This is a genomic window from Oceaniovalibus guishaninsula JLT2003 (genome assembly GCF_000299575.1).
Taxonomy (GTDB): domain Bacteria; phylum Pseudomonadota; class Alphaproteobacteria; order Rhodobacterales; family Rhodobacteraceae; genus Palleronia; species Palleronia guishaninsula.
Genome location: NZ_AMGO01000006.1, coordinates 38,269 through 61,758, shown reverse-complemented (window position 1 = coordinate 61,758; position 23,490 = coordinate 38,269). Strand labels below are relative to the sequence as shown.

Below are 23,490 nucleotides of genomic sequence, written 5' to 3'. Positions count from 1 at the left end.
GAGAGGCCCCGTCGAAGGGGCGGAACAGCTTCGGACGAACGGGCAGGGTCGGTCGCTACCGGCCCTTTTACGTTTGCCGCATCCCGCAACCGGCCAAGCCAAGACCGGCGGAGACAACCGCGCGGCCAGTCAAAAGCAACGATAGGAACCCACAGCCCACATGGCTAAGAACGCATCCATGCAGGAATTCGAAGACCTGCTGAACGAAAGCTTCGAGATCGACACCCCGGACGAAGGTTCGGTGGTCAGGGGCAAGGTCATCGCCATCGAGGCGGGACAGGCCATCATCGACGTCGGCTACAAGATGGAAGGCCGCGTCGATCTCAAGGAATTCGCCGAACCCGGCCAGTCCCCCGAAATCAATGTCGGCGACGAGGTCGAGGTTTATCTGCGCCAGGTCGAGAATTCGCGCGGCGAGGCGGTCATCAGCCACGAGATGGCCCGCCGCGAAGCCGCCTGGGACCGTCTGGAAAAGGCCTATGCCGACGAGAACCGCGTCGACGGCGCGATCTTCGGCCGCGTCAAGGGCGGCTTCACCGTCGATCTGGGCGGCGCCGTGGCGTTCCTGCCCGGTTCGCAGGTCGATGTGCGCCCGGTGCGCGATGCCGGTCCGCTGATGGGTCTCAAGCAGCCGTTCCAGATCCTCAAGATGGATCGCCGCCGGGGCAACATCGTCGTCTCGCGCCGTGCCATTCTGGAAGAATCCCGCGCCGAGCAGCGGGCCGAGGTCATCGGCAACCTGCACGAGGGGCAGGCCATCGACGGCGTGGTCAAGAACATCACCGAATACGGCGCCTTCGTCGATCTGGGCGGCGTGGACGGCCTGCTGCACGTGACCGACATGGCCTGGCGCCGCGTCAACCACCCCTCCGAGATCGTCACCATCGGCGAGACGATCAAGGTGCAGGTCATCAAGATCAACAAGGAAACGCACCGCATCTCCCTGGGCATGAAGCAGCTTCAGGACGATCCGTGGGATACGGTCGAGGCGAAGTTCCCGCTCGATTCCGTCCATACCGGCCGCGTGACCAACATCACCGATTACGGCGCCTTCGTAGAGCTTGAGCCGGGGGTCGAGGGGCTGGTCCACGTCTCGGAAATGTCGTGGACCAAGAAGAACGTCCATCCCGGCAAGATCGTCTCGACCAGCCAGGAGGTCGAGGTCATGGTGCTCGAGATCGACAGCCAGAAGCGGCGCGTGTCGCTCGGGCTCAAGCAGACCCAGCGCAATCCGTGGGAAGTCTTCGCCGAAACCCATCCCGAAGGCACGCAGGTCGAGGGCGACGTCAAGAACATCACCGAATTCGGCCTGTTCGTGGGGCTGGACGGCGATATCGACGGCATGGTGCACCTGTCCGACATCAGCTGGGACCAGCGCGGCGAGGAAGCGATCCAGAACTACGTCAAGGGCGACGTGGTGCAGGCCGTCGTGACCGAGGTGGATGTCGAGAAGGAGCGCATCAGCCTGTCGATCAAGGCGCTCGACGACAGCTTCTCGGGCGCGACCGAGGGCGTCAAGCGCGGCACGGTCGTCACCGTCACCGTCACCGCGATCGAGGATGGCGGCATCGAGGTGGAATACGAAGGCGCCAAGTCCTTCATCCGCCGGTCCGACCTGTCGCGCGACCGGGCCGAACAGCGGCCCGAGCGTTTCCAGGTGGGCGACAAGATCGACGTGCGCGTCACCAATGTCGATCAGAAGACCCGCCGCCTGGGCCTGTCCATCAAGGCGCGCGAAATCGCCGAGGAAAAGGAAGCCGTCGAACAATACGGCAGCTCCGATTCAGGCGCGTCGCTGGGCGACATCCTTGGCGCGGCGCTGAAGGGCGACGATCGCTGACGACGCCGACAAGGCACATCGACAGGGCCCCGCGCGTTCCGCGCCGGGGCCCTTTTCGTCCGCATCCGCGGTTTTTAATGTATGGAAGCGGACATATCATATATCCTGCTAGACAGTTTTCCGCTGCGCGATCTTTGTTTATAAGCCGTTAGGGTGCCGCCGATGCGGCGACGCGCCCGCCTTGGGGGGAAGGAATACGATGATCCGGTCCGAACTGGTCCAGAAGCTGGCCGACGAAAATCCGCACCTTTACCAGAAAGACGTGGAAAGGATTGTGAACACGATCTTCGATTCCATCGTCGAGGCGATGGCGCGCGGCGACCGGGTGGAACTGCGCGGTTTCGGCGCCTTCTCGGTCAAGAAGCGCGACGCGCGGACGGGCCGGAACCCCCGCACCGGCGAATCGGTTGAAGTCGAAGAGAAATACGTGCCCTTCTTCAAGACCGGCAAGTTGCTGCGCGACCGGCTGAACAAAGAGTGAGCCACCGATGACCTATGTAAAATACGCCCTGCTGATCCTGCTGGGCGTCATCCTCGTGACGGTCGCGCTGGCCAATGCCGGCATGGTCACGTTGCGGCTGCTGCCGGTCAGCATGGCGGGCTTTCTGGGCTGGTCGTGGCTGGTCCGCCTGCCGCTGTTCATCGTCATCCTGGCCAGCGTCTTGGTGGGCGTGCTGGTCGGCTTCGTCTGGGAATGGGCGCGCGAGCACAAGCATCGCGCCGCCGCCCGCCACGAACGCCGCGAAAAGGAACAGCTTCAGCGCGAAGTGACCCAGTTGCGCGCGCGGCCCCTCCGCGAAGGCGACGACGACGTCCTGGTCCTGGTCGAGGATCGCCCGGCCATCGCCGCGCGCTAGGACGTGACCGGCCCCCGCCTGAAATTCTGCGGTCTGACCGACCCTGCCGATGTGCCCGCGGCGGTGCTGGCCGGCGCGGCCTATATCGGCTTCGTCTTCTACGCGCCGTCGCCCCGGTCCGTTCCGCTGGCGGATGCCGCGCTCATGGCCGCCTCGGTGCCCGCCGGCATCTGCAAGGTCGCGCTGACGGTCGATGCGTCCGACGCCGATCTCGACGCGATACTGGATGCCGTGCCCATCGACATGCTGCAACTTCACGGCCGCGAATCCCCCGACAGGGTGGCCCGTCTGCGCCACCGTTACGGCCTGCCGGTGATGAAGGCCGTCGGCATCGCGGACGAGGGCGATCTGCCGCTTCTGGCCGAATACGGCCGCGTGGCCGATCAGCTTCTGGTCGATGCCCGCCCGCCGCGCGGCGCGCTGCCGGGCGGCAACGGGCTGCGGTTCGACTGGCGGCTGATCGCGGGCCGCCGCTGGCCCGTGCCGTGGATGCTGGCGGGCGGACTTCACGCGGGCAATGTCGCGCAGGCGATGCGGCTGACAGGCGCGCGGCAACTCGACGTGTCGTCGGGCATCGAAACCGCGCCCGGCGTCAAGGACGCCGCGATGATGCGGAACTTCGCCGATGCCGCCCGCGCCTTCGATGCCGTGCCGTCGCTTGATTGATCCCCGGCTCGCGCAGCCCACATTCCCCCACGTGACCCAACCCGACAAGGAACAGCGCCGCATTGCCCGGCAATTCGCGGCGATCACCGATCAGGTGCCGCCCTCGCGGCGCATGGTGCAATCGCTGCTGACCGGGCGGCTGCGCTGGGCGCGCATTCCTCTGGGCCTGTTGCTGGTCGTCGGCGGCTTCGCCGCGATCCTGCCGGTCTTCGGGTTGTGGATGATCCCGCTGGGCCTGCTTGTGCTGGCGGTGGACGTGCCGTTCCTGCGCCCGCTGATCGGTCACACGATGGTGCGGATGCGGCTTTGGTGGCGGAACCTGCGCCGCCGCCGCTGACGTCGCCCCCGACTTGCCGCAGCGCCCCGCCGCCGCTAGACCGCTTCCACGCCGTAAAGGACCGACCATGCCCGACGACCTGATCAACAGCTTCATGACCGGCCCGGACGAACAGGGGCGCTTCGGCCAGTTCGGCGGGCGCTTCGTGTCCGAGACGCTCATGCCGCTGATCCTCGAGCTGGAACGCCGGTACGAACATGCCAAGACCGACCCGGACTTCTGGGCCGAGATGCAGGATCTCTGGACCCATTATGTCGGCCGTCCCAGCCCCCTCTATTTCGCGGAACGCCTGACCGACCGTCTGGGCGGTGCGAAGGTCTACCTCAAGCGCGACGAGCTGAACCATACCGGCGCGCACAAGATCAACAACGTGCTGGGCCAGATCATCCTCGCCCGCCGCATGGGCAAGTCGCGCATCATCGCCGAGACCGGCGCGGGCCAGCACGGCGTCGCCACCGCCACCGTCTGCGCCAAGTTCGGCCTGCAATGCGTCGTCTACATGGGCGCCCACGATGTCGAGCGTCAGGCGCCCAACGTCTTCCGCATGCGCCTTCTGGGGGCCGAGGTGATCCCGGTCACGTCCGGGCGCGGCACGTTGAAGGACGCGATGAACGACGCGCTGCGCGACTGGGTGACGAACGTGCGCGACACGTTCTATTGCATCGGCACGGTCGCGGGGCCGCACCCCTATCCGGCGATGGTGCGCGACTTCCAGTCTATCATCGGCAAGGAAGTGCGCGACCAGATGCAGGCGGCCGAGGGGCGGCTGCCCGATACGCTGGTCGCGGCCATCGGCGGGGGCAGCAACGCGATGGGCCTGTTCTATCCGTTCCTCGACGACAAGGACGTGGCCATCGTCGGGGTCGAGGCGGGCGGCAAGGGCGTGGACGACACCATGCAGCACTGCGCGTCGCTGACCGGCGGACGGCCCGGCGTGCTGCACGGGAATCGCACATATCTCCTACAGGATTCTCATGGCCAGATCCTCGAAGGCCACAGCATCAGCGCCGGTCTCGACTACCCCGGTATCGGCCCCGAACATTCGTGGCTGCACGATACCGGCCGCGCGAAATACGTCTCGATCACCGATGCCGAGGCGCTGGAGGCTTTCCAGCTTTGCTGCGCCATGGAAGGCATCATTCCCGCGCTCGAACCCAGCCATGCACTCGCCCATGTGATGAAGATCGCGCCGGACCTGCCGCGCGATCATCTGCTGGTGATGAACCTGTGCGGCAGGGGCGACAAGGACATCTTCACCGTCGCCAAGCACCTTGGGTTCGACATGAAGATGCCCGGCTAAGAGGCTTATTCGGCGGACAGAAACGCGCCGATCGCCTGACCGACTTCGTCCGGTTTCTCGAAAACGGCGGCATGGGCGGCACCGGGAATGATAACGAGTTCGCCCCGCGGCGCTGCATCGGCCATCTGCTGCGAAATGGCGACCGGATAGAGCGTGTCCTCGCGCCCGACGATCACCAGCACGGGAATGTCCATGTTTTTCAGCGTATCGGTGCTGTCGGGCCGGTTTGCCAGCACCTTCGCGCCACCCAGCGCCCCGTCGAGGCTCGATTGCTTGATGACTTCGGCCAGATAATCGGCCTGTGCCGGCGCCGTTACTAGCCGCGTCTCGCCGGTCAGCATGTTGGGTAGCAGGAAAGGAATGATCGCACTTACTTCGCCGCTGTCTTCCAGCGCCGTGATGGTTCCGTTCCAGATGCCCGTCTCGATGGCGCTCGCGGGGCCGGCATTGGTGTCGATCAGGATGGCCTTGTCGAACACATCCGGGTTCTGGCGATACATTTCGAACAGGATCGGGCCGCCCATCGACATGCCGCCGATGACCGCGCTGTCGATCCCCAGTTCGTCAAGAACGGCCAGCGCGTCCGACGCATATGTGGCCACGTCCGTCACCACTTTGGGCGTCGTCGATTTGCCATAGCCGCGATGGTCTATGGTGACGACACGGTGGTCGTCATCCAGCATGTCGCGCACCCGTCCGAACAGCGCGCCCGACAATGGATAACCGTGCAAAAGCACCACGGTATCGCCGCTGCCGCTCTCGGAATGGAAGATCTCAGCGCCGTCTATCGTCGTGGTGGTCCCCTCGCGCGCCTCGGGCGCAGGAAGCGAAAGTCGCTCGGCAGCCGTTTGCGCCCAGCCGGGCGACGCGCAGGCAATCGCTGCGCTGAAGATCACTGCTCGTCTCATATTGAACCTTTCTGACTTGTGTCCGATGAGCCAAGCCCGTGAAAGCCGGTCGGGTTCCTGTTTCAGTCGCGTGCTGGACCCAGGGCGTGTCGCTCCAGAACGTCCAGCGATACGGCTTCCAGCGCGCGACGATGCGTGGCGGCCAGATACACCTTTGGCGCGACGCCTTCTTGATGCGCCTGCAAGAACCGGCCAGCGCAAAGACACCAGCGATCGCCGGGCTTCAGGCCGGGAAAGCGGTATTCGGGCACCGGGGTCGAAAGATCGTTGCCCAGGTATTTGGAATAGGCCAGAAATTCCGCCGTCATCACCGCGCAGACCGTATGGCTGCCGGTATCCGCGTCGCAGGTGTTGCAATGGCCATCGCGGAAATATCCGGTGACGGGATCGCCCGAACAGGGCCGCAGCGGCCCGCCCAGCACGTTGATGGCATCGTCCTTTTCCATACTCTCACGCTAGCGCGACCGGCCCCGTCCAGTCCAGCCAGCGCCCGTGAAAATCGACCCGCCCCAGCGGAATCGACCGATCTTCGGGATAGCGCGTCAGCGTGATCGCCGCGCCCCTGCGGCCCCCGTCCGCCTCCATCGCAAGGCGCCAGAGGTTCCCGTGACCGCGCATCGACGCTTCGCAGGCGGCCTGCGTCGCTCGGGGAAAATACTGCCAGGCGATGGTGTGATAGACCACGGGAACTCCAAGGCCCGCCCTGCAACCTAGCCGCTCGGCAAGCCAGCCGCCCGCATCCCCCGCTGTCAGCACCACATCCGAGGCACGGCGCAGGGCGATGGCCGCCTCGGTCCGGGCCATGCGGTCGGGCTGATCGGCCCAGATATAGGACAACAGACGCCGCCGCTGTTCGGGATCGTCGGGGTCTATGGGCCGCAGATCGACCCCTTCGCGGGACGCGAAATGCAGATCGGCCGGGGCCGGGGAAGCGCCGGTCCAACCGGGGGCCAGGACGACGGCACTGTCCGCCGGGCCATACGAAACAGCGCCTGTCGTCAGACGGAAGCGATCGGCATTCAGGTTCAGCCCCGCACTGGCTCCCAGCTCCAGCAGCGCCAGGGGACGGTCTTCCGCCGCCGCGATCATGTGCAGCGCCGGGATCAGCGCCGCCGCGCGCCGCACCTCGTTTGTCTGCGGCGGGCTGTCGATCCAGTCCAGCAAGGCGTCCGCATGGTCCTTCATCGCCTGCGTCACGGCGGACCAGAGCGCACCGTCCGTTGCGTCGTGTGGCGGATAGACCGCCGCCAGACCCGCGTCGCCCGCCAGCACCAGCCGGTGCAGGATACCGGCCACGCGCAGGGGCAGGGCGCTGGCACGGTTGCTTGGGTCCTCGGGCCAGTCGAGGACGCGGTCGGCCACCGCATTGCCGCGTTCCAGGCGTTCGGCGCAAAGCCGCATCAGCCGCGCGGTGAAGGGCGATCCCAGATCGTCGCAGACCGGCGCCTGCGCGGCAAACGCTTCGCGCACGTTCACCGGAACCGATCCGCCAGTCGTTGCAGGGCGGATCGCGTGTCGGGCGCCGGCTCGGGCATCTCGGACGAGCGCGGCGGGGTTTGCGGCCTTTCGACCCGCGGGGCGGCCGTCCGCAGACCGACGGCATTGGTGAACGCGGCGAAATCGCCCGCAGCCAGCGCCGGCGCCCCGTCCGAGATGCCGCGCAGCAGGTTGTCCAGCCAATCGGCATCGGCCTTGGCGAAATCATGTAGCACATAGCCCGGCACCGCGTCCTTGTGGCCGGGATGCCCGACGCCGATCCGCACTCGGGCACAGTCGGGGCCCAGATGCTGATGCAGCGACCGCAGCCCGTTATGCCCGGCATGCCCGCCGCCGGTCTTGGTCTTCAGCTTGCCGGGGGCAAGGTCGATCTCGTCATGCAGGACGACGATGTCGGCGGGGTCGAGCTTGAAGAAACGCGCGGCCTCGCCCACCGACTGCCCGCTCAGGTTCATGAACGTGCCGGGTTTCAGCAGCGCGACCTTCGCCTCGCCCAGCCGTCCCTCGCTGATTTCGCCCTGAAAGCGCGCGCGGAACGGCGGAAAGCCGTGATCGGCGGCGATCCGGTCCACGGCCATGAAGCCGACGTTGTGCCGGTGCCCCGCATATTTCGCACCCGGATTGCCCAGGCCGACGATCAGGCGCATGGCGTCCTCCTGCATTGCGACGTGTCCCTGATGCCACGGGCGCGGGCGCCGTGGCCAGAGACGAAAACGGCGCGCCTTGAAGGGCGCGCCGTGCCGTTGGCTGCGGTGACGCTCACTCGCCGTCGGGCGGTCCCATCTCGGTCGTCGGAACCTCGTCGGCGGCGACCTCGGCTTCCGCCTCGTCCTCGTCGTCCTTCTGCGATGCCAGTCCCGACGGCGCCTGGATGTTGGCAATCACGAAGTCGCGGTCGATCGTCGCGCGGCTGCCTTCGGGCATCTGCATCATCGAGATCGTCAGCGTATCGCCAATATCCATCTGCGACACGTCGCCGACGATCTTTTCGGGAATGTCGCCCGCGGTGCAGCGCAGTTCGACCTCGGGCCGCACCATCGTCAGCACGCCGCCCTTCTTCAGACCGGGCGATTGTTCCTCGCCGGTCAGTTCGACCGGAATGAACAGGTTCACGCGGCTGGTGCGGCGCAGGCGCATCAGATCGACATGCGTGGGCAAATCCTTGACCACGTCGCGCTGCACGTTGCGGCAGATGACGCGCACGTCCTCGTGCCCCTCGACCTTGAGGTTGAAGAGCGTGGACAGGAAGCGCCCGGCCTTCAGGTGCTTGATCAGCGCGTTATAGGGCAGGTTGATGGGCAGGGGATCGGTCCCGCCGCCGTAAACGATGCCAGGAACGTATCCGTCGCGACGGGCTTGACGGGCGGCCCCCTTGCCTGTCCCCGTCCGTTCCATGGCCTGGATATCCGGTGTTTCGCCAGCCATTTCGGTGGTCTCCATTGATGTGGGCGCCGCTGCCTCCAAGGGTGTCCGCGCGGCCCGGTGCCTATAGGGCATGGCCGCGCGATTGAAAAGGCCGGGCAGGCGTGCCATGGCCGGGGATCGCCGCAAAAGGGGCCGCCATGTCGCTTCGATCCGCCCTGCATCTGTCGCGCCGCACCGCCCCGGCCTTCGCCGTGATGGGCAGCCTCTGGGGGGCGTTCGCGGCCATGGTCCCGCAGATCAAGCTGGCGCTGGGCGCGGGCGATGCGGCCTTCGGCGCGGCCTTGTTCGCATCGGCGCTGGGGCTGGTCACGGCGATGTGGCTGGCGCCCCTGGCCGACCGGCGGCTGGGCGTCCGGGCGATGCCGATGGCGGCGGCGATGCTGGCCTGCGCGTTCCTGCTGCCGGGCATCGCGCCCGGCCTTGTGGTTTTCGGTCTGGCGATGGGGCTGTGCGGGCTGTCGTCGGGCCTTCTCGACGTGGTGATGAACGCCCGCGTCAGCGAGGCCGAGGCGCGGGCGGACGCGCCGCTGATGAACCTCAACCATGCGATGTTCTCGCTTGCCTACATGTTCGGGGCGATCTGGGCCGGGATCGGGCGCGAGGCGGGTCTGCCCGCACTGGCGATCTTTGCGCCGCTGACGCTGATCGGTCTTCTGGCGACGCGCGCGATGCATCAGCCTGTGGCAGACACATCCGGGGATGACGCTGGGGCATCGGGCGGCTTTCCGCTGCGCGTCGTCGTTTGGGGCGGGCTGATCGTCACCGTCGGCTTCATGGCCGAGAATGCCAGCGAAGGCTGGTCCGCCCTGCATCTTGAACGCACGCTGGGCGGCCGCGCGGCCGAGGGCGCGCTGGGTCCGACGCTGCTGGGGCTGACGATGTTCGTCGGGCGGCTGTCGGGACAAGTTGTGGCCGACCGCTGGCGCGCGCGCACGGTCCTGGTCTGGGCGTCGCTGGTATCGGCCGCGGGGTCCGCGACGGCGGCCTGGGCGGGCAGCATCGCGGTGGCCTATGTCGGGTTTGCGGCGCTGGGTCTTGGCGTGTCGGTCTTGGCGCCGATGGCGCTGGCGATGGTGGGCCGCGCCGTGCCGCCGCGGCATCGGACCAATTCCATCGCCAAGGTCGCCGTCATCGGTTTTCTGGGCTTCTTCATAGCCCCGCCGCTGATGGGGCTGGTGGCGCAGGGTTACGGTCTGCGGATCGCCTTTTCGGCCATCGCGGTCATGCTGCTGGCGGTGCCGGTTTTCGTGGCGATGCTGGTCCGGGTATCGGCCGCGCCGTCAGTCGAAAGCCGCGCGTAACCATAGACGGCCATAGGGCGGCAGCACCAGATCGCCGCCATCCGCCGTCGGCGCGGTGCCGGTGATCAGGTCCGGGGGCAGGGCCGCCAGGTCGAGGCCGAGGGCCTCGACCGCGATCCGCTGCCAATTGTCCGCGAAGTTGAAGATCGCCGTCATCGTGCCGTCCAGGCCGGGACGGCGGAAGGCGAAAATGCGGTCGTGCCCGGTTTTCAGGATGCGCGTCGGTACGGTGCCGGCCAGTTCGGGCGTGGCGGCGCGGACGGCCAGCAGGTGCCGCACGCCGCGCCAGATCCAGCCATGCGGCGCGTCGGCCAGGGGGGCGCTGGCGGCCAGCGCCCAGTCCATCGCCGGGCGCTGCATCCAGCGGCTGTCGCCCCGCCGGTCGGGATCGTCGAGATAGGTGTGGTCGTTCGTCAGTCCCAGCTCGTCGCCCATATAGATCAGCGGCATCCCCCCGAAGGCGGCGATCAGCGCGTGGCCCATCAGGATCCGGTTCACGGCCAGGTCGATGGCGCGGGGATCGCCCAGCTCGACCGCCTGTTCCAGTCCGGCCAGGGACGCGAAGCTGCCGTTGGTCCGCCGGTCGCCTGTCGCGTCGTTGATCTGGAAGTCGCCGCCCCGCGCGAAGCTGCCGGGGAACCGGCCGGCATAGAAGTCCGACAGGAAGGCGCGATGGCCGGGGCCGGTAACGCCTGCGCGTTCCGCGTCCTCTTCGGTGACGGCCCAACCGATATCGTCGTGGCAGCGGATATAGGTCGCCCATTGCGCATCGACGAAGGCGTCGGGAAAGTGCCGGTCCAGCACGTCGGCCATCAGATCGGTGCGCCCGCTGGCCAGCGCCGACCAGAACTGCACCATCAGGCTGTTGTGATAGGCCAAATTGCAGACCCGCCCGGCATGACGCCCGGCGCCCAGATAGGGCACCAGATCGGACGGCGCGACGATCGCCTCGGCCTTGTGGATGATCGCGGGGGCGGCGATGGACGTGGCCTGGTTGATCGCCTGAAGGATGTCGTGCACCTCGGGCTCATTCTGGCTGACGGTGCCCAGCCGCTTCCACATGAACGCCACCGCGTCGAGGCGCAGCACTTCGGCCCCCGCATTGGCGAGATCGAGAACGATGCCGAGAATGGCGAGGAAGACCTCGGGGTTGGCCCAGTTCAGATCCCACTGAAAGGCGTTAAAGGTCGTCCAGACCCATTTGCCCATCTCGGGATCGAGTGTGAAATTGCCCGGCGCCTGGTTGGGAAAGACCTCCAGCAGGGTGCGTTCGTATTGGCGCGGCAGGGTGTCGTCGTCGAAGACGTGATAGAAGGCCCGATAGAACGGATCGCCCGCCTTGGCGCGCATCGCCCAGTCATGCTCGGCCGCCGTGTGGTTCAGCACCATGTCGATGCAGGTCGATATGCCCGCTTCGCGCAGCGCGGCCGTGGCGGCGCGGAAATCGTCCATGTCGCCCAGCCGCGGGTCGATGGCGCCGTAATCCATCACCGCATAGCCGCCGTCGCTGTCGCCGGGGCGCGGTTTCAGGCAGGGCATGAAATGGGCATAGGTAATGCCCAGATCGGTCAGATAGGGGATCCGGTCGGGCAGGGCCTTCAGCGTGCCGCAGAAGCGGTCGATATAGAAGACATAGCCCGCCATCCGCTGATCCATGAACCAGCGCGGGTTCAGGTCGCGCCGCAGGTCCAGTGCCCGCAGATCCGCCGGCCGCGCCTCCCATTTCGCGCGCAGAAGGGCGCGCAGCCGGTCGCGGAAGGCGGCCATCTCCACCCGTCCGCCGTATAGCCGCGTCAGCGGCGCGATCAGGTCGGCCTCGGCCCGCTGCCAGCGCCAGTCGAACAGCGTATCGTCGGCCACGGTCGCGGCGGAAAGCGAGGGCATCGTCCCGGTCAGGCGTTGCGGCGGAAGCGGTGGAAATCGTCGTCCACCAGCAGGATGTCGCGATCCACGTCCTCGATCCGCTTGCGCCCGCACAGCGCCATAGACGTGTCAAGTTCCTTGTGGATCACCTCCAGCGCCTCGGTCACGCCGCGCTGCCCCCGCGCGCCGAGGCCATAGACGAAGGCCCGGCCGATATAGGTGCCCTTGGCCCCCAGCGCCACGGCCTTCAGCACGTCCTGACCCGACCGGATGCCGCCATCCAGATGCACCTCGATCTCGCCTCCAACGGCATCCATGATCTCGGGCAGCGCCCGGATCGAGCTGATGGCCCCGTCCAGTTGCCGCCCGCCGTGGTTGCTGACCACGATGGCATCGGCGCCGACCTTGACCGCCATGCGCGCGTCGTCGGCATCCAGAATGCCCTTGAGGATCACCTTGCCGCCCCACATCTCCATCAGCTTGCCGATGCGGTCCCATGTCAGCGACGGATCGAACGCCTCGGCCGTCCAGGACGCCAGCGAGGACGGATCGCTGACGCCCTTGGCGTGACCGACGATGTTGCCGAAGGATCGCCGCTTCGTGCGCAGCATCTCCAGCCCCCAGCCCACGCGCGTCGCCATGTCGGCCAGCGATTTCGCGGTCAGCTTGGGCGGGGCCGACAGGCCGTTGCGAATATCCTTGTGCCGCTGACCCATGATCTGAAGATCGACGGTGATGACGATGGCCGAACATCCCGCATCGCGCGCCCTCTCGAACAGGCGCCGCATGAAGTCGTCGTCCTTCAGCGTATAGACCTGAAACCAGAAGGGTTCTGTGGTATGTTCGGCCACATCCTCGATGGAACAGATGGACATGGTGGACAGGGTGAACGGCACGCCGAAAGCCTCGGCCGCGCGCGCGGCGAGGATCTCGCCGTCCGCGTGCTGCATGCCCGTCAGCCCGACAGGGGCGAGGGCCACGGGCATCGCCACGTCCTGCCCGATCATCCGTGTCGCGGTGCTGCGCCCGGCCATGTCGACGGCGACGCGCTGGCGCAGGCGCAGAAGGTCGAAATCGCTGCTGTTCTCGCGGAAGGTCTGCTCGGTCCAGCTGCCGCTTTCGCAGTAATCGTAGAACATCCGCGGCACTCGCCGTTTGTAGATCCGCCGCAGATCCTCGATCTCGGTAATGGGGGGCATGGGCGTCCTTCCGTGGTCCCGCCCATGATTAGCGGGGGCCGCTGCGTCCCGCAATGCTCAGGCCGAATGCGCGCCCCGCGCCAGGTCGGCGGTGAAGGCCAGCACATCGGCCACCGACTTGCCCGACGCCAGCTCGGCCACGATGGCCGATCCGACGACGCAACCGTCGGCGATGGCGGCGATGGCGCGGGCGCTGTCGGGCGTGCGGATGCCGAAGCCCACGATCACCGGCAGGTCGGTCGCGGCCTTGATGCGCGCGACCTCGGGCGCGACATCGGCCGCTTCGGGGGCCGCCGCGCCGGTGATCCCGGTGATCGAGACGTAATAGACGAAGCCGCTGGTATTCTGAAGGACGCGCGGCAGACGGGCATCGTCGGTCGTCGGTGTCGCCAGCCGGATGAAGTCGATGCCCGATGCCAGCGCGGGCAGGCACAGCTCGTCGTCTTCCTCGGGGGGCAGATCGACGACGATCAGCCCGTCCACCCCGGCGGCCTTCGCATCCTTCAGGAACGCGGCCACCCCGCGCGAATAGATGGGGTTGTAATAGCCCATCATCACGATGGGCGTCGTGTCGTCGCCTTCGCGAAAGGCGCGCACCATGTCCAGCGTGCGGTCCAGCGTCATCCCCTGCGCCAGCGCGCGCTGTCCTGCCTGCTGGATCGTCGGACCATCGGCCATCGGATCGGTGAAAGGCACGCCCAGTTCGACGATATCCACCCCGGCCCCCGGCAGGCCGCGCACCAGATCGAGCGAGGTGGCATAGTCGGGATCGCCCGCCATTACATAGCTGACGAAGGCGCGCCTTCCTTCCGCGCGAAGGGCGGCGAACTTGGCGGCGATGCGGCTCATGGTCTTTCCTTTGAGGTTCGGGCGGTCGTGCGGCGTCGGGTCATCTCAGAACTCGCGCCGCAAACGCAGCGTCAGATCGTTATGCGCGCCGTTGCGGTCGTCCGACCCGAGGGCCGAGCGATGCGAGACCGCCAGTGCCACCGATGTCGCCGGACCGAACCGCCGCCCGACCCCGATCAGGCTGCGCACGGTCCCATCCGATTCCAGAGCGTCGTCCGAAGCATGGAACCAGCCCGGCATCACGCTGCCCTCGACGTAATAGAGCGCGCCGAGATCGGCCGTCGCGGCCAGGCCGGCACCCAGCCAGGCGTTGCCTTCGAAATCGACGGTCGCGGCGACCCCAAGCTCCAGATCGACCGGCCCGAGGCTTCTGAACGGACGCGTCAGCACGTCGATGCCCCCTTGCACCGGATCGCCGGCATCCGACTCGTGGAAATCCGTGGCCCCCAGCGAAAAGACCAGCGACTGCGCCGAGGCACCCATCGGGATCAGGCAAAGGGCGAGGATCGAAAGAAGGCGTGTCATGGCGGTCCCTGTTTCAGGCGTCGGGTTCTGCGTGGTTCTGCTCGTCCGGGGGACGTTTCGCAAACCACCCGTCAAGTGCAAGCCCCAAAGGGGATGAACTGCGCGAAGCGGCCCCTATATGCGCTGCATGAACTATGTACTCGCACTTTTCCTGCCGCCGCTCTCGATCTTCCTGACGGGTCGGGTGCTTCTGTCCATCCTGGTCTTCGTGATCTGGCTGCCCGCGATCCTGATCTCGGGGGGGCTGGGTCATCCGATCTTCATCCTGCTGGCCTGGATCCTGATCTATCAGTCCCATGCCGACAGGCGCGGGGCATGACGGGCACCCAGTGTTGACCCCGCGCGCGCCGGTGGGCATACGCCGCCGGTGCAACCGCGGGGGATGACATGGGTTTCAGAATGGGGATCGTCGGGCTGCCGAATGTCGGCAAGTCCACTTTGTTCAACGCGCTGACCCGCACCGCCGCCGCGCAGGCGGCCAACTTCCCCTTCTGCACGATCGAGCCGAATGTGGGCGAGGTCGCGGTGCCCGATGCCCGTCTAGACCGGCTGGCCGCCATCGCGAAGTCGAAACAGGTCGTGCCGACGCGCATGACCTTCGTGGACATCGCCGGGCTGGTGAAGGGTGCCAGCCGGGGCGAGGGGCTGGGAAATCAGTTTCTGGCCAATATCCGCGAATGCGATGCCATCGCCCATGTGCTGCGCTGCTTCGAGGACGACGACATCACCCATGTCGATGGTCGCGTCGATCCGGTGGCCGACGCGCAGACGATCGAGACGGAACTGATGCTGGCCGACCTCGAATCGGTCGAGCGCCGCCTGACCAACATCGTCCGCAAGGTGCGCGGCGGCGACAAGGAGGCGGTCCAGCAGGAACGCCTGCTCACGGCCGCGCAGGCCGCGCTGGAACAAGGTCGCCCCGCCCGCAGCGTTCCCGTCGACGACGAGGATGGCAAGGCGTGGCGGATGCTGCAATTGCTGACCGCCAAGCCGATCCTTTATGTCTGCAACGTGTCCGAGGACGACGCCGCGACCGGCAACGCCCTGACCGAGCGGGTGCGCCAGATGGCCGTTGCCGAAGGGGCGGCTGAAGTCGTGATTTCCGCCCGCATCGAGGAGGAGATCGCCCAGCTTCCCGCCGACGAGGCGGCCGAATTTCTGGCCGAGATGGGGCTGGAGGAACCCGGGCTCGACCGGCTGATCCGCGCGGGCTATGCGCTGCTGGGATTGCAGACCTATTTCACCGTCGGTCCCAAGGAAGCGCGCGCATGGACGATCCCCGCCGGCACCCGCGCGCCCCAGGCCGCGGGCGTGATCCACGGCGATTTCGAGCGCGGCTTCATCCGTTCGGAAACCATCGCTTATGACGATTTCGTGGCACTGGGCGGCGAGGCTGGCGCGAAGGAAGCGGGCAAGATGCGGGTCGAGGGGAAAGGCTATGAGGTCAAGGACGGCGACGTGCTGCATTTCCTGTTCAACGCCTGACCGCGCCCCATGTTCGTCGCCACCCTGATCGCGGACAGCCGCGCGCCGCTCGATCCCGCGCTGGCCGAGGCGCTGCGCAACGCCTGGGGCGGCGGCGATCTGATCTGGCTTGCCCCCGACATTGCAGCCGAGTTCGCGGTGCGCCAGCGGCCGTCCAACTTCGATGCGATCTGGTCCGACCTGCAATCGCAGGGCGTGGACCTGTGCCTTCAGGCGGCCGAAGGGCGGCGCAAGTCCGTTCTTCTGGCGGATATGGACAGCACGATGATCGGGCAGGAATGCATCGACGAACTGGCCGCGATGGCCGGTGTCGGCGACCGCGTGGCCGCGATCACGGCACGCGCAATGAACGGCGAGATCGGGTTCGAGGGCGCGCTGCGCGAACGCGTGGCACTTCTGGCTGGGCTGGATGCCGGCGTGATCGACCGCGTCTGGACCGAGCGGATCACCCTGGCACCCGGCGGCGACGTGCTGGTGGCGACGATGCGCGCGCATGGCGCATGGTGCGCGCTGGTGTCGGGGGGTTTTTTGCCCTTCACCGAACGGGTGGCGGCGCGGCTGGGTTTCGACGAACACCGGGCCAATCCGCTGCCCGTCGCGGATGGCCGGATCACCGGCGTCGCGGCCGAACCGATCCTGGGACAATCCGCCAAGGTTGCCGCCCTGACCGAGATCTGCGTCCGGCGCGGGTTGACCCCTGCCGACGTTCTGGCCGTGGGTGACGGCGCCAACGATCTGCCGATGCTGCAACGCGCGGGGATGGGCGTCGCGCTGCACGCGAAGCCCGCCGTCGCGGCACAGGTCGATCTGCGGATCAATCACGGCGATCTGACGGCGCTGCTATATCTTCAGGGTTACGGGCGGGACGACTTTGTGGCCGCTTGAACTGGCGCCCGACCTTCTGGCGCTGCTGATGGCGGCGGCCTTCGTCGCCGGCATCATCGACGCCATCGCGGGCGGCGGGGGGTTGATCACGCTGCCCGCGCTGATCCTGGCGGGCGCGCCGCCGGTGACGGCCATCGGCACCAACAAGATCCAGGGCGCCTGCGGGGCGGCGACGGCGGCCTTCAGCTATGCGCGCGCGGGCCATGTCGATCTGCGGCGGCAGACGGGAACGGCGGCCATCGCCTTTGCGGCGGGCATGGGCGGCGCGCTGCTGGTGTCGTGGCTGCCGGTCGATACGATCCAGCTGGGTCTGCCGCCGCTGCTGATCGCCATCGCGCTGTTCTTCGCGCTCAAGCCCGGCTTGGGCGACGTCGACCGCGCCGCGCGCCTGTCGCCATTCGTGTTCGCCGTCACCGCGGTGCCGCTGATCGCCGGCTATGACGGGCTGCTGGGACCGGGGGCGGGGGCCTTCTACATGCTGGCATTCGTCACGCTGGCGGGCTTCGGCGTGCTGCGCGCGGTGGCGCATACCAAGCTGCTGAACCTCGCCTCGAACCTCGGCTCGCTTCTGGTCTTTTCGCTGGTTGCGGATGTCTGGTGGGGCGTGGGGGTGGCAATGGCCATCGCGCAGATCGCCGGCGCGCGGATCGGCGCCGGTCTGGCCATGCGGATCGGCGCGCGCGTCATCAAGCCGGTGCTGGTGGTCACATCCGTTGCGCTGGCCCTGCGGCTGATGTGGGACTGGGTCTAGTCAACAGGGGGCGAGTGTCACCGGCTGGCCGCGATCGGTGCCCAGAACACGGCATTCGCCATCCGCGCACAGCGTCCAGCCGCCGCCGGTCGCACCCGACGCGGCCAGGGTCAGGCGCGGGACCGTCAGATCGCCGGGCCACGTCCAGCGCCCGTCGCGGAAGGCCGCGTTCGGACCCGGCTCCATCCCCGCGCCGGACCCCTCGACCGATGCCGATTGCAGGGACAGCCCCGCGGGATCGACGCGCCAGACCTCCCGCCACTCCACCCGCTCGACCGAATGGGTCCAGGACAGCGTGAAGCCGGGCGCTGCCAGATGCAGGATCGCCGCGCCGATGGCGAGGCAGGCGGTCATGCGGGCGCGGTCTTGCTTCGCCCCAGCCAGAGGAATGCGCCGAAGATGGCGGCCAGGGCCAGACCGATCTCGTCGGTGACGGGCAGGGCGGCGATCAGGGTGAAGGCCGCTACCATTGCCAGCGCGCGCAGCGGCCAGCCCAGCGGACGGCCCACCCAGCCGATCACCGCCGCCCCCCAAAGACCGATGCAGATCAGCGCCTTGAGCACGATCCAGCCGACGGCGGGCCAATAGCCGATGCTGTCGGCCAGCGGTCCGCCCGCCTGCAACATCAGCGCCGGGGTATAGACCGCCATGAACGGAATGACGAAGCCCGCTGCGGCGACCTTGATCGCCTCGATCGAGATCTTCAGCCCGCCTTCCTTGGCGATGGGCGCCGCGGCGAAGCACGCCAGCGCCACGGGCGGCGTCAGATCGGCAAGGATGCCGAAATAGAATACGAACATATGCGACACGATCAGCGGCACCCCCAGCGCCAGCAGGGCGGGCCCGGCGATGGACGAGGTGATGATATAGTTGGGGATCGTCGGGATCCCCATGCCCAGCAGGATGCAGGTCAGCATGGTCAGGACCAGCGACAGAAACAGGCTTTGCTGGCCGACCGACACGATGAACTGGCCGAACGTGTTGGCCGCCCCCGTCAGCGTCATCGTACCGATGATGACGCCGACCAGCGCGCAGGCCACACCGACCGGCAGCGCGGTCTTCGCCCCCTCGGCCAGCGAATCGCGGCACAGCAGGATGGTCTGCCGTCCGCCGCGGGTCATCGCGCACCAGGCCAGCATCAGCGCGATGGCGCCCGCCAGAACCTCGATCCCCCATTGCAGGAACGCGGCCGCGACCAGCCCCAGCGCGACCCAGAAGATCACCCGCAGAACGCCGTCGGGCAGACCCAGCACGACCGATCCCCCCAGGATCAACAGGATCGTCAGCCCCAGCCCGACCGTGCCCGCGAAAAGCGGCGTATAACCCGCGAACAGCAGCCATACGAGGATGCCCAGCGGCACCAGCAGCATCCAGTTCTTGCGGATGGCGGCCAGCGGGGACGGCAATTCGTCCGTCGGCAAGCCGCGCAGGCCGTGGCGCCCCGCCTCCAGATGGACCATCCAGAAGGCCGACGCGAAGTAGAGGATCGCCGGGATCAGCGCGGCCTTGACCACCTCGACATAAGGCACGTCCAGCGTCTCGGCCATGATGAAGGCCACGGCGCCCATCACCGGCGGCATGATCTGCCCGCCCATCGAGGCCGTCGCCTCGACCCCTCCGGCGAAGGCGGGGCGATAGCCGAACCGCTTCATCAGCGGAATGGTGAACTGGCCCGTCGTGACGACATTCGCCACGCCCGACCCCGAAATCGTGCCCATCAGCCCCGACGAGACGACGCTGACCTTGGCCGCCCCGCCCTGACGGTGCCCGAACAATCCCATCGCCACATCGGTGAACAGCCGGATCATGCCGGCCCGTTCCAGAAACGATCCGAACAGGATGAACAGGAAGATATAGGTCGACGAAACGTAGATCGGGATGCCGTAGATGCCTTCGGTCCCATAGGTCATGTGGTCGATGACCTGCCCGAACCCGTATCCGCGATGGTTCAGCGGCGCGGGCAGGTATTCGCCGTAAAGACAATATAGCAGGAATGCGCCCGAAATGACGGGCAGGGCGATGCCCATCATCGTCCAGGCCGCCGCGAACACCACGACCAGCGCGACGCAGCCCATCACGACATCGCGTGTCAGCGGGCGGCCCGCGCGCAGGATCAGCGGCTGGTATTCCCACCATTGATAAAGGGCCACCGCCACACCGGCCAGCGCCAGCACCCAGGCCAGCGCCTTCAGCGCGGGGGCCGCATCGCGGCCCCAGGCGATCAGCGGAAAGGCCAGCAGCGTCAGGAACCCGACATGCACCGCGCGCACGATCTGGCTGGGCATGTCGATCAGGTGTGCCGCCGTGCCAATCTGGAACAGCGAGAACACGACCGCGATCCAGAACAGCAGACGCCCGACAGCGTCCGGCGTGAAATCCACCCCGTGCGATTCGCGCGGAACGGGCGGTTCGGTCGGGTTCTGCATCAAGGCGCCTTTCGGGCAGTCCGGGGCCGCGGCGGCGCCGCCGCCCCGATACGCGATTTACTCGATCAGGCCCTGTTCGCGGTAATAGCGTTCGGCGCCGGGATGAAGCGGGATCGGCATGCCGTCCAGCGCCTTTTCCACGTCGATCAGCGCCGCCGCCTGATGCGACGCCTTCAGCGTATCGAGATTCTCGAACAACTGCTTGGTCATCTGATAGGCCAGATCGTCGGATACCGCCGCGCTTGTCACCAGATAGTTCGACACGGCAACCGTGGGCACATCCGTTTCCTGCCCGTCATAGGTGCCCGCCGGGATGGTGGCGGCGACATAGGGCGCGCCCAGCGTCTGCGCCACCTCGGCCGGGATGGCGACCACGTTGATGGGCAGCGACGATGCCAGATCGCGGATCGACGCCACGCCCAGCCCCGCCGATTGAAGCGTGCCGTCGAGCTGGCGGTTCTTGATCAGCTCGACCGATTCCGCGAAGGGCAGGTATTCGACCTTGCCCAGATCGTCATAGCTCATGTCCATTGCGCCGAAGATCGCGCGCGCGTTCAGCTCGGTGCCCGATGCGGGCGCGCCGACCGACAGGCTCTTGCCCGCCAGTCCGGCGAAGTCGGTGATGCCCGATTCCTGCGACGTCACGACCTGGATATAGTTGGGATAGATGCCGGCAATGCCGCGCAGCTGGTCCAGCTTCTGCGGAAACCCCGCCTCCTCGTCGCCGGCCCAGGCGGCGGCCACGCTGTCGCCCAGGGCAAAGGCGATCTCGCCCCGGCCTTCTTGTAACAGGTTGAGGTTCTCGACGCTGGCCTTGGTGGATTGCACCTGCGTGCGCACGCCGTCGATCGTCTCGCCATAGATGTTGGCCAGTCCGGCACCCAGCGGATAATAGACGCCCGACGTTCCGCCGGTCAGCACATTGACGAAGTCCTGCGCGCCGGCCAGCGTGGGCGTCGCGGCGGCACAGGCGGCCAGCGCCGTCGCGCGGATCGCGCTTGCGAATTGGATCATTGTTGTCTCCCTGTTGGCAGGCGGGTTGGCCCCGCGAACACCGCCCGATGGTTCCCCCGCCGCGACCGGATTGCAATAGCTTCCTGCCCGGCGCCCCCGCCGAGAAGTTCCGATTTCCGCCTTGCCATCCCCGGCCCGTGCGACTATCGACGGCTTCGGGCGCTGGTAGCTCAGTTGGATAGAGTATCTGACTACGAATCAGAGGGTCGGGGGTTCGAATCCTCCCCAGCGCGCCATTAATCGATATTCCCGTCATTGACGGTGGAAGCCTGGTTATCAGGCGGACCACGTTCGCCTTGCGACCGTGTCGCACCGTGCCATCCACCTCAAGATCGCCCTTGCCTTCGCGAAGGAGTGTGTTCCAGTCGGCGCTGGCGCCCGCCATGGACGCCGGCTTGGGAGGGCAGCATGACAGCAAGGTCGAGCGAAGTCGGAACCGCCGCGGGCGCGGTCCAGCCGTTTCCGCGACTACGCAAGGAACACATCGTCGCGAAGGAGGGATTCAACCGCTGGCTGGTGCCACCGGCATCCATCGCGATCCACCTCTGCATCGGTTCGGTTTATGCGTGGTCGATCTTCAATCCACCACTGGTGCGCGAACTCGGCGTAGTCACGTCGGCGGCCGATGACTGGAACCTGTCGTCGGTGGTCTGGATTTTCTCGGTTGCCATTGTCTGTCTGGGGCTCGCCGCCGCCATTGCCGGCAAATGGCTGGAAGAAGTCGGACCACGCATGGTCGGGCTTGTCGCCGCGCTTTGCTGGGGCGGCGGGTTTGTCATCGGGTCGCTGGGCATCATGTGGCATCAGCTCTGGCTGGTCTATCTGGGCTATGGCGTGATCGGCGGCATCGGGCTGGGTCTCGGATATGTATCGCCCGTTTCGACGCTCATCCGCTGGTTTCCCGACCGGCGCGGCATGGCGACGGGAATGGCAATCATGGGATTCGGCGGCGGCGCGATCATCGGTGCGCCGCTGATCGGCTGGCTGCTGCGGGTCTATTCCGTCGCGCCTGACTATCTCGGCCCCGAAGGGGCAGTGAACCTTGTCACCGAAGGCGGCCGCCGCTTTGCTGAAACCGTTGCCGGCCCCGTCGAGGTGGTCGTCGCCACGGCGCAGGATCTGGCATCGCTGCCAGGTGCGTCCGAGGTCGGTGTCTATGTCGTCGGAACTGGCGATACCGGCGCCGCCGCGACGTTCCTGACGCTCGGGATCGGGTATTTCATCGTCATGGCCATCGCTGCGTTTTCCTATCGCGTGCCGCCGGCCGGCTGGCAGCCCGCCGGCTGGACGCCGCCCGCCGCCTCGGCGCGGGGAATGATCACGCGGGCGAACGTCCACATCAACCAGGCTGTCAAGACGCCGCAGTTCTGGCTTCTGTGGCTCGTGCTGTGCTTCAACGTGACCGCAGGCATTGGCGTGATCGGCGTCGCGAAGACCATGATGACCGAAATCTTCGGTTCCACCCTGCCGGGCATCGTCGATGCGCGCTTTGCGGGAACCTATGTGCTGATGATCTCGCTTTTCAACATGATCGGCCGGTTCTTCTGGGCCTCGATGTCGGACTATATCGGGCGAAAGAACACCTATCATATCTTCTTCGTGCTGGGCACCGTGCTTTACCTGTCGATCCCGTTCGCGGCATCGGCCGTATCGGCCTCGCCCAACGTTATCTACCTGGTAATGTTCTACGCCGCCACGATGGTCATCTTCACGATGTATGGGGGCGGCTTTGCCACCATTCCGGCCTACCTCGCCGATATCTTCGGCACGCTGCATGTTGGCGGCATCCATGGACGCCTGCTGACGGCCTGGTCGATGGCAGGGGTGCTGGGGCCGTTCGCCATCACCTATCTGCGCGATCTGTCCAAGATCGATGCCATCCGCGGCCTTGCCGCTGTCGTCGATCCTGCCGTGTTCGAGGCGAAGTTCGGCGCGTCCGTCGCGCAACTGACCGAACTTGTCTCGGCGAACACCGTCACAGTGGCGAAGCTGATGGAAATCGCACCGGCCGGCACGATCGACCCCACACCAAGCCTTTACAATACAACTATGTATGCGATGGCCGGCCTTCTGGTGATTGCGTTCTTCGCCAACCTGATGGTGCGCCCGGTTCACGACCGCCACCATGTCGAGACGACCCATCCCGGCATCGTTCCGGCAAGCTGAACCCATTGCCCGGCCTCGTGCCGGGCAATCCTGCACCGGTTCCACGGGCCATCGGCTTCATCTGTTCGGACCGAAGACGAGGCACCCGGACCAACAGCCGCCTTTTTGTCGGTCACAAAGTCAGATAAGGCCCGCAGCGGCTGTCATGCGTCGGATCGTGCAACGTTTCTTGAACAGCGGTCGGCGTGGGTATCGC

The 23,490-nt window shown here is 66.8% G+C and carries 24 protein-coding genes and 1 tRNA gene; 13 read left to right on the top strand and 12 right to left on the bottom strand.

All coding sequences use genetic code 11. The features are described from left to right. Positions 1-160 precede the first annotated feature (160 nt). The 6 genes from rpsA (at position 161) to trpB (ending at position 5,000) form a co-directional block, all read left to right on the top strand. Positions 161-1,840 (top strand): 30S ribosomal protein S1, encoded by a 1,680-nt coding sequence (gene rpsA, locus OCGS_RS01290; protein ID WP_007425402.1) that lies wholly within the window; start codon positions 161-163, stop codon positions 1,838-1,840. Positions 1,841-2,039: 199 nt separating this feature from the next. Beyond that, complete coding sequence (gene ihfB, locus OCGS_RS01285; RefSeq protein WP_007425401.1) at positions 2,040-2,321, top strand: integration host factor subunit beta; 282 nt, start codon at positions 2,040-2,042, stop codon at positions 2,319-2,321. Between the two features lie 7 nt (positions 2,322-2,328). After that, positions 2,329-2,697 (top strand): lipopolysaccharide assembly protein LapA domain-containing protein, encoded by a 369-nt coding sequence (locus OCGS_RS01280; RefSeq protein ID WP_007425400.1) that lies wholly within the window; start codon positions 2,329-2,331, stop codon positions 2,695-2,697. 3 nt (positions 2,698-2,700) lie between these two features. Further along, entirely contained in the window at positions 2,701-3,363 is a 663-nt protein-coding gene (locus OCGS_RS01275; RefSeq protein ID WP_007425399.1) for a phosphoribosylanthranilate isomerase, read from the top strand. 31 nt (positions 3,364-3,394) lie between these two features. Continuing rightward, entirely contained in the window at positions 3,395-3,700 is a 306-nt protein-coding gene (locus OCGS_RS01270) for a hypothetical protein (protein ID WP_007425398.1), read from the top strand. 67 nt (positions 3,701-3,767) lie between these two features. Next, complete coding sequence (gene trpB, locus OCGS_RS01265; RefSeq protein WP_007425397.1) at positions 3,768-5,000, top strand: tryptophan synthase subunit beta; 1,233 nt, start codon at positions 3,768-3,770, stop codon at positions 4,998-5,000. A 5-nt stretch (positions 5,001-5,005) separates the two neighbouring features. Here trpB and OCGS_RS01260 read toward each other — a convergent pair whose 3' ends face one another. The 5 genes from OCGS_RS01260 to OCGS_RS01240 form a co-directional block, all read right to left on the bottom strand. Then, positions 5,006-5,896: an alpha/beta fold hydrolase gene (locus OCGS_RS01260; protein WP_007425396.1), complete on the bottom strand. Its 891-nt coding sequence runs from the start codon at positions 5,894-5,896 to the stop codon at positions 5,006-5,008. Between the two features lie 74 nt (positions 5,897-5,970). Next, a complete protein-coding gene (locus tag OCGS_RS01255) occupies positions 5,971-6,354 on the bottom strand; it encodes a DUF2237 family protein (RefSeq protein WP_007425395.1) in 384 nt (127 codons plus the stop codon). Between the two features lie 4 nt (positions 6,355-6,358). Next, positions 6,359-7,384: a DUF2332 domain-containing protein gene (locus OCGS_RS01250; RefSeq protein WP_007425394.1), complete on the bottom strand. Its 1,026-nt coding sequence runs from the start codon at positions 7,382-7,384 to the stop codon at positions 6,359-6,361. Then, positions 7,381-8,052, bottom strand: coding sequence for an aminoacyl-tRNA hydrolase (pth, locus tag OCGS_RS01245; protein WP_040610293.1), 672 nt, complete (start codon positions 8,050-8,052; stop codon positions 7,381-7,383). Before pth ends, OCGS_RS01250 begins: the two co-directional genes overlap by 4 nt. A 112-nt stretch (positions 8,053-8,164) precedes the next feature. After that, the gene (locus OCGS_RS01240) at positions 8,165-8,830 is read right to left on the bottom strand and encodes a 50S ribosomal protein L25/general stress protein Ctc (RefSeq protein WP_040610292.1); all 666 of its coding nucleotides are present in this window, start codon (positions 8,828-8,830) and stop codon (positions 8,165-8,167) included. A 137-nt stretch (positions 8,831-8,967) separates the two neighbouring features. On the opposite strand from OCGS_RS01240, the gene OCGS_RS01235 reads away from it, so the two are divergent. After that, complete coding sequence (locus OCGS_RS01235; protein WP_040610270.1) at positions 8,968-10,131, top strand: MFS transporter; 1,164 nt, start codon at positions 8,968-8,970, stop codon at positions 10,129-10,131. Here the strand turns inward: OCGS_RS01235 and OCGS_RS01230 are convergent. From OCGS_RS01230 to OCGS_RS14440, 4 genes are read right to left on the bottom strand one after another with little or no spacing between them, the layout of a single operon-like run. Continuing rightward, positions 10,111-12,015: an alpha-amylase family protein gene (locus tag OCGS_RS01230; protein ID WP_007425390.1), complete on the bottom strand. Its 1,905-nt coding sequence runs from the start codon at positions 12,013-12,015 to the stop codon at positions 10,111-10,113. The two genes, OCGS_RS01235 and OCGS_RS01230, sit on opposite strands and share 21 nt — an antisense overlap. Before the next feature lie 8 nt (positions 12,016-12,023). Continuing rightward, complete coding sequence (locus OCGS_RS01225) at positions 12,024-13,193, bottom strand: alpha-hydroxy acid oxidase (protein WP_007425389.1); 1,170 nt, start codon at positions 13,191-13,193, stop codon at positions 12,024-12,026. A gap of 57 nt (positions 13,194-13,250) precedes the next feature. Then, positions 13,251-14,042, bottom strand: a complete 792-nt coding sequence (gene trpA / locus OCGS_RS01220) for a tryptophan synthase subunit alpha (RefSeq protein ID WP_007425388.1) — start codon at positions 14,040-14,042, stop codon at positions 13,251-13,253. A gap of 45 nt (positions 14,043-14,087) precedes the next feature. Then, positions 14,088-14,567, bottom strand: coding sequence for an acyloxyacyl hydrolase (locus OCGS_RS14440; RefSeq protein ID WP_007425387.1), 480 nt, complete (start codon positions 14,565-14,567; stop codon positions 14,088-14,090). 127 nt (positions 14,568-14,694) lie between these two features. Between OCGS_RS14440 and OCGS_RS01210 the strand changes: the two genes are divergently transcribed. The 4 genes from OCGS_RS01210 (at position 14,695) to OCGS_RS01195 (ending at position 17,688) form a co-directional block, all read left to right on the top strand. Further along, positions 14,695-14,886 (top strand): hypothetical protein, encoded by a 192-nt coding sequence (locus OCGS_RS01210; RefSeq protein ID WP_040610290.1) that lies wholly within the window; start codon positions 14,695-14,697, stop codon positions 14,884-14,886. 68 nt (positions 14,887-14,954) lie between these two features. Continuing rightward, positions 14,955-16,052 carry a redox-regulated ATPase YchF gene (gene ychF / locus OCGS_RS01205; RefSeq protein ID WP_007425385.1) on the top strand — a complete coding sequence of 366 codons (1,098 nt, stop codon included), beginning with the start codon at positions 14,955-14,957 and terminating at the stop codon, positions 16,050-16,052. Between the two features lie 9 nt (positions 16,053-16,061). After that, the gene (gene serB / locus OCGS_RS01200) at positions 16,062-16,937 is read left to right on the top strand and encodes a phosphoserine phosphatase SerB (RefSeq protein WP_007425384.1); all 876 of its coding nucleotides are present in this window, start codon (positions 16,062-16,064) and stop codon (positions 16,935-16,937) included. A 28-nt stretch (positions 16,938-16,965) separates the two neighbouring features. After that, a complete protein-coding gene (locus tag OCGS_RS01195) occupies positions 16,966-17,688 on the top strand; it encodes a TSUP family transporter (RefSeq protein ID WP_052026100.1) in 723 nt (240 codons plus the stop codon). Here OCGS_RS01195 and OCGS_RS01190 read toward each other — a convergent pair whose 3' ends face one another. Genes OCGS_RS01190 through OCGS_RS01180 form a run of 3 tightly spaced genes read right to left on the bottom strand, consistent with a single transcriptional unit; the run spans position 17,689 to position 21,128 of the window. After that, complete coding sequence (locus OCGS_RS01190; RefSeq protein ID WP_007425382.1) at positions 17,689-18,042, bottom strand: DUF1850 domain-containing protein; 354 nt, start codon at positions 18,040-18,042, stop codon at positions 17,689-17,691. Then, positions 18,039-20,114 carry a TRAP transporter permease gene (locus OCGS_RS01185; RefSeq protein ID WP_007425381.1) on the bottom strand — a complete coding sequence of 692 codons (2,076 nt, stop codon included), beginning with the start codon at positions 20,112-20,114 and terminating at the stop codon, positions 18,039-18,041. Before OCGS_RS01185 ends, OCGS_RS01190 begins: the two co-directional genes overlap by 4 nt. A 57-nt stretch (positions 20,115-20,171) precedes the next feature. Then, a complete protein-coding gene (locus OCGS_RS01180; protein ID WP_007425380.1) occupies positions 20,172-21,128 on the bottom strand; it encodes a TAXI family TRAP transporter solute-binding subunit in 957 nt (318 codons plus the stop codon). A gap of 159 nt (positions 21,129-21,287) precedes the next feature. Here OCGS_RS01180 and OCGS_RS01175 point away from each other — a divergent pair. Both OCGS_RS01175 and OCGS_RS01170 read left to right on the top strand, forming a co-directional pair. After that, positions 21,288-21,364: transfer RNA gene (locus tag OCGS_RS01175), tRNA-Arg, on the top strand. Between the two features lie 172 nt (positions 21,365-21,536). Then, positions 21,537-23,294, top strand: coding sequence for an OFA family MFS transporter (locus OCGS_RS01170; protein ID WP_007425379.1), 1,758 nt, complete (start codon positions 21,537-21,539; stop codon positions 23,292-23,294). Positions 23,295-23,490: the final 196 nt, after the last annotated feature.

What these genes read in the sequence shown, in the direction of transcription:
- rpsA (WP_007425402.1), top strand. Translation starts at nt 161, where the DNA reads ATGGCTAAGAACGCATCCATGCAGGAATTCGAAGACCTGCTGAACGAA.
- ihfB (WP_007425401.1), top strand. Translation starts at nt 2,040, where the DNA reads ATGATCCGGTCCGAACTGGTCCAGAAGCTGGCCGACGAAAATCCGCAC.
- OCGS_RS01280 (WP_007425400.1), top strand. Translation starts at nt 2,329, where the DNA reads ATGACCTATGTAAAATACGCCCTGCTGATCCTGCTGGGCGTCATCCTC.
- trpB (WP_007425397.1), top strand. Translation starts at nt 3,768, where the DNA reads ATGCCCGACGACCTGATCAACAGCTTCATGACCGGCCCGGACGAACAG.
- OCGS_RS01255 (WP_007425395.1), bottom strand. Translation starts at nt 6,354, where the DNA reads ATGGAAAAGGACGATGCCATCAACGTGCTGGGCGGGCCGCTGCGGCCC.
- pth (WP_040610293.1), bottom strand. Translation starts at nt 8,052, where the DNA reads ATGCGCCTGATCGTCGGCCTGGGCAATCCGGGTGCGAAATATGCGGGG.
- OCGS_RS01240 (WP_040610292.1), bottom strand. Translation starts at nt 8,830, where the DNA reads ATGGCTGGCGAAACACCGGATATCCAGGCCATGGAACGGACGGGGACA.
- OCGS_RS01235 (WP_040610270.1), top strand. Translation starts at nt 8,968, where the DNA reads ATGTCGCTTCGATCCGCCCTGCATCTGTCGCGCCGCACCGCCCCGGCC.
- OCGS_RS01230 (WP_007425390.1), bottom strand. Translation starts at nt 12,015, where the DNA reads ATGCCCTCGCTTTCCGCCGCGACCGTGGCCGACGATACGCTGTTCGAC.
- OCGS_RS01225 (WP_007425389.1), bottom strand. Translation starts at nt 13,193, where the DNA reads ATGCCCCCCATTACCGAGATCGAGGATCTGCGGCGGATCTACAAACGG.
- trpA (WP_007425388.1), bottom strand. Translation starts at nt 14,042, where the DNA reads ATGAGCCGCATCGCCGCCAAGTTCGCCGCCCTTCGCGCGGAAGGAAGG.
- OCGS_RS14440 (WP_007425387.1), bottom strand. Translation starts at nt 14,567, where the DNA reads ATGACACGCCTTCTTTCGATCCTCGCCCTTTGCCTGATCCCGATGGGT.
- OCGS_RS01210 (WP_040610290.1), top strand. Translation starts at nt 14,695, where the DNA reads ATGAACTATGTACTCGCACTTTTCCTGCCGCCGCTCTCGATCTTCCTG.
- ychF (WP_007425385.1), top strand. Translation starts at nt 14,955, where the DNA reads ATGGGTTTCAGAATGGGGATCGTCGGGCTGCCGAATGTCGGCAAGTCC.
- serB (WP_007425384.1), top strand. Translation starts at nt 16,062, where the DNA reads ATGTTCGTCGCCACCCTGATCGCGGACAGCCGCGCGCCGCTCGATCCC.
- OCGS_RS01195 (WP_052026100.1), top strand. Translation starts at nt 16,966, where the DNA reads ATGGCGGCGGCCTTCGTCGCCGGCATCATCGACGCCATCGCGGGCGGC.
- OCGS_RS01190 (WP_007425382.1), bottom strand. Translation starts at nt 18,042, where the DNA reads ATGACCGCCTGCCTCGCCATCGGCGCGGCGATCCTGCATCTGGCAGCG.
- OCGS_RS01185 (WP_007425381.1), bottom strand. Translation starts at nt 20,114, where the DNA reads ATGCAGAACCCGACCGAACCGCCCGTTCCGCGCGAATCGCACGGGGTG.
- OCGS_RS01180 (WP_007425380.1), bottom strand. Translation starts at nt 21,128, where the DNA reads ATGATCCAATTCGCAAGCGCGATCCGCGCGACGGCGCTGGCCGCCTGT.
- OCGS_RS01170 (WP_007425379.1), top strand. Translation starts at nt 21,537, where the DNA reads ATGACAGCAAGGTCGAGCGAAGTCGGAACCGCCGCGGGCGCGGTCCAG.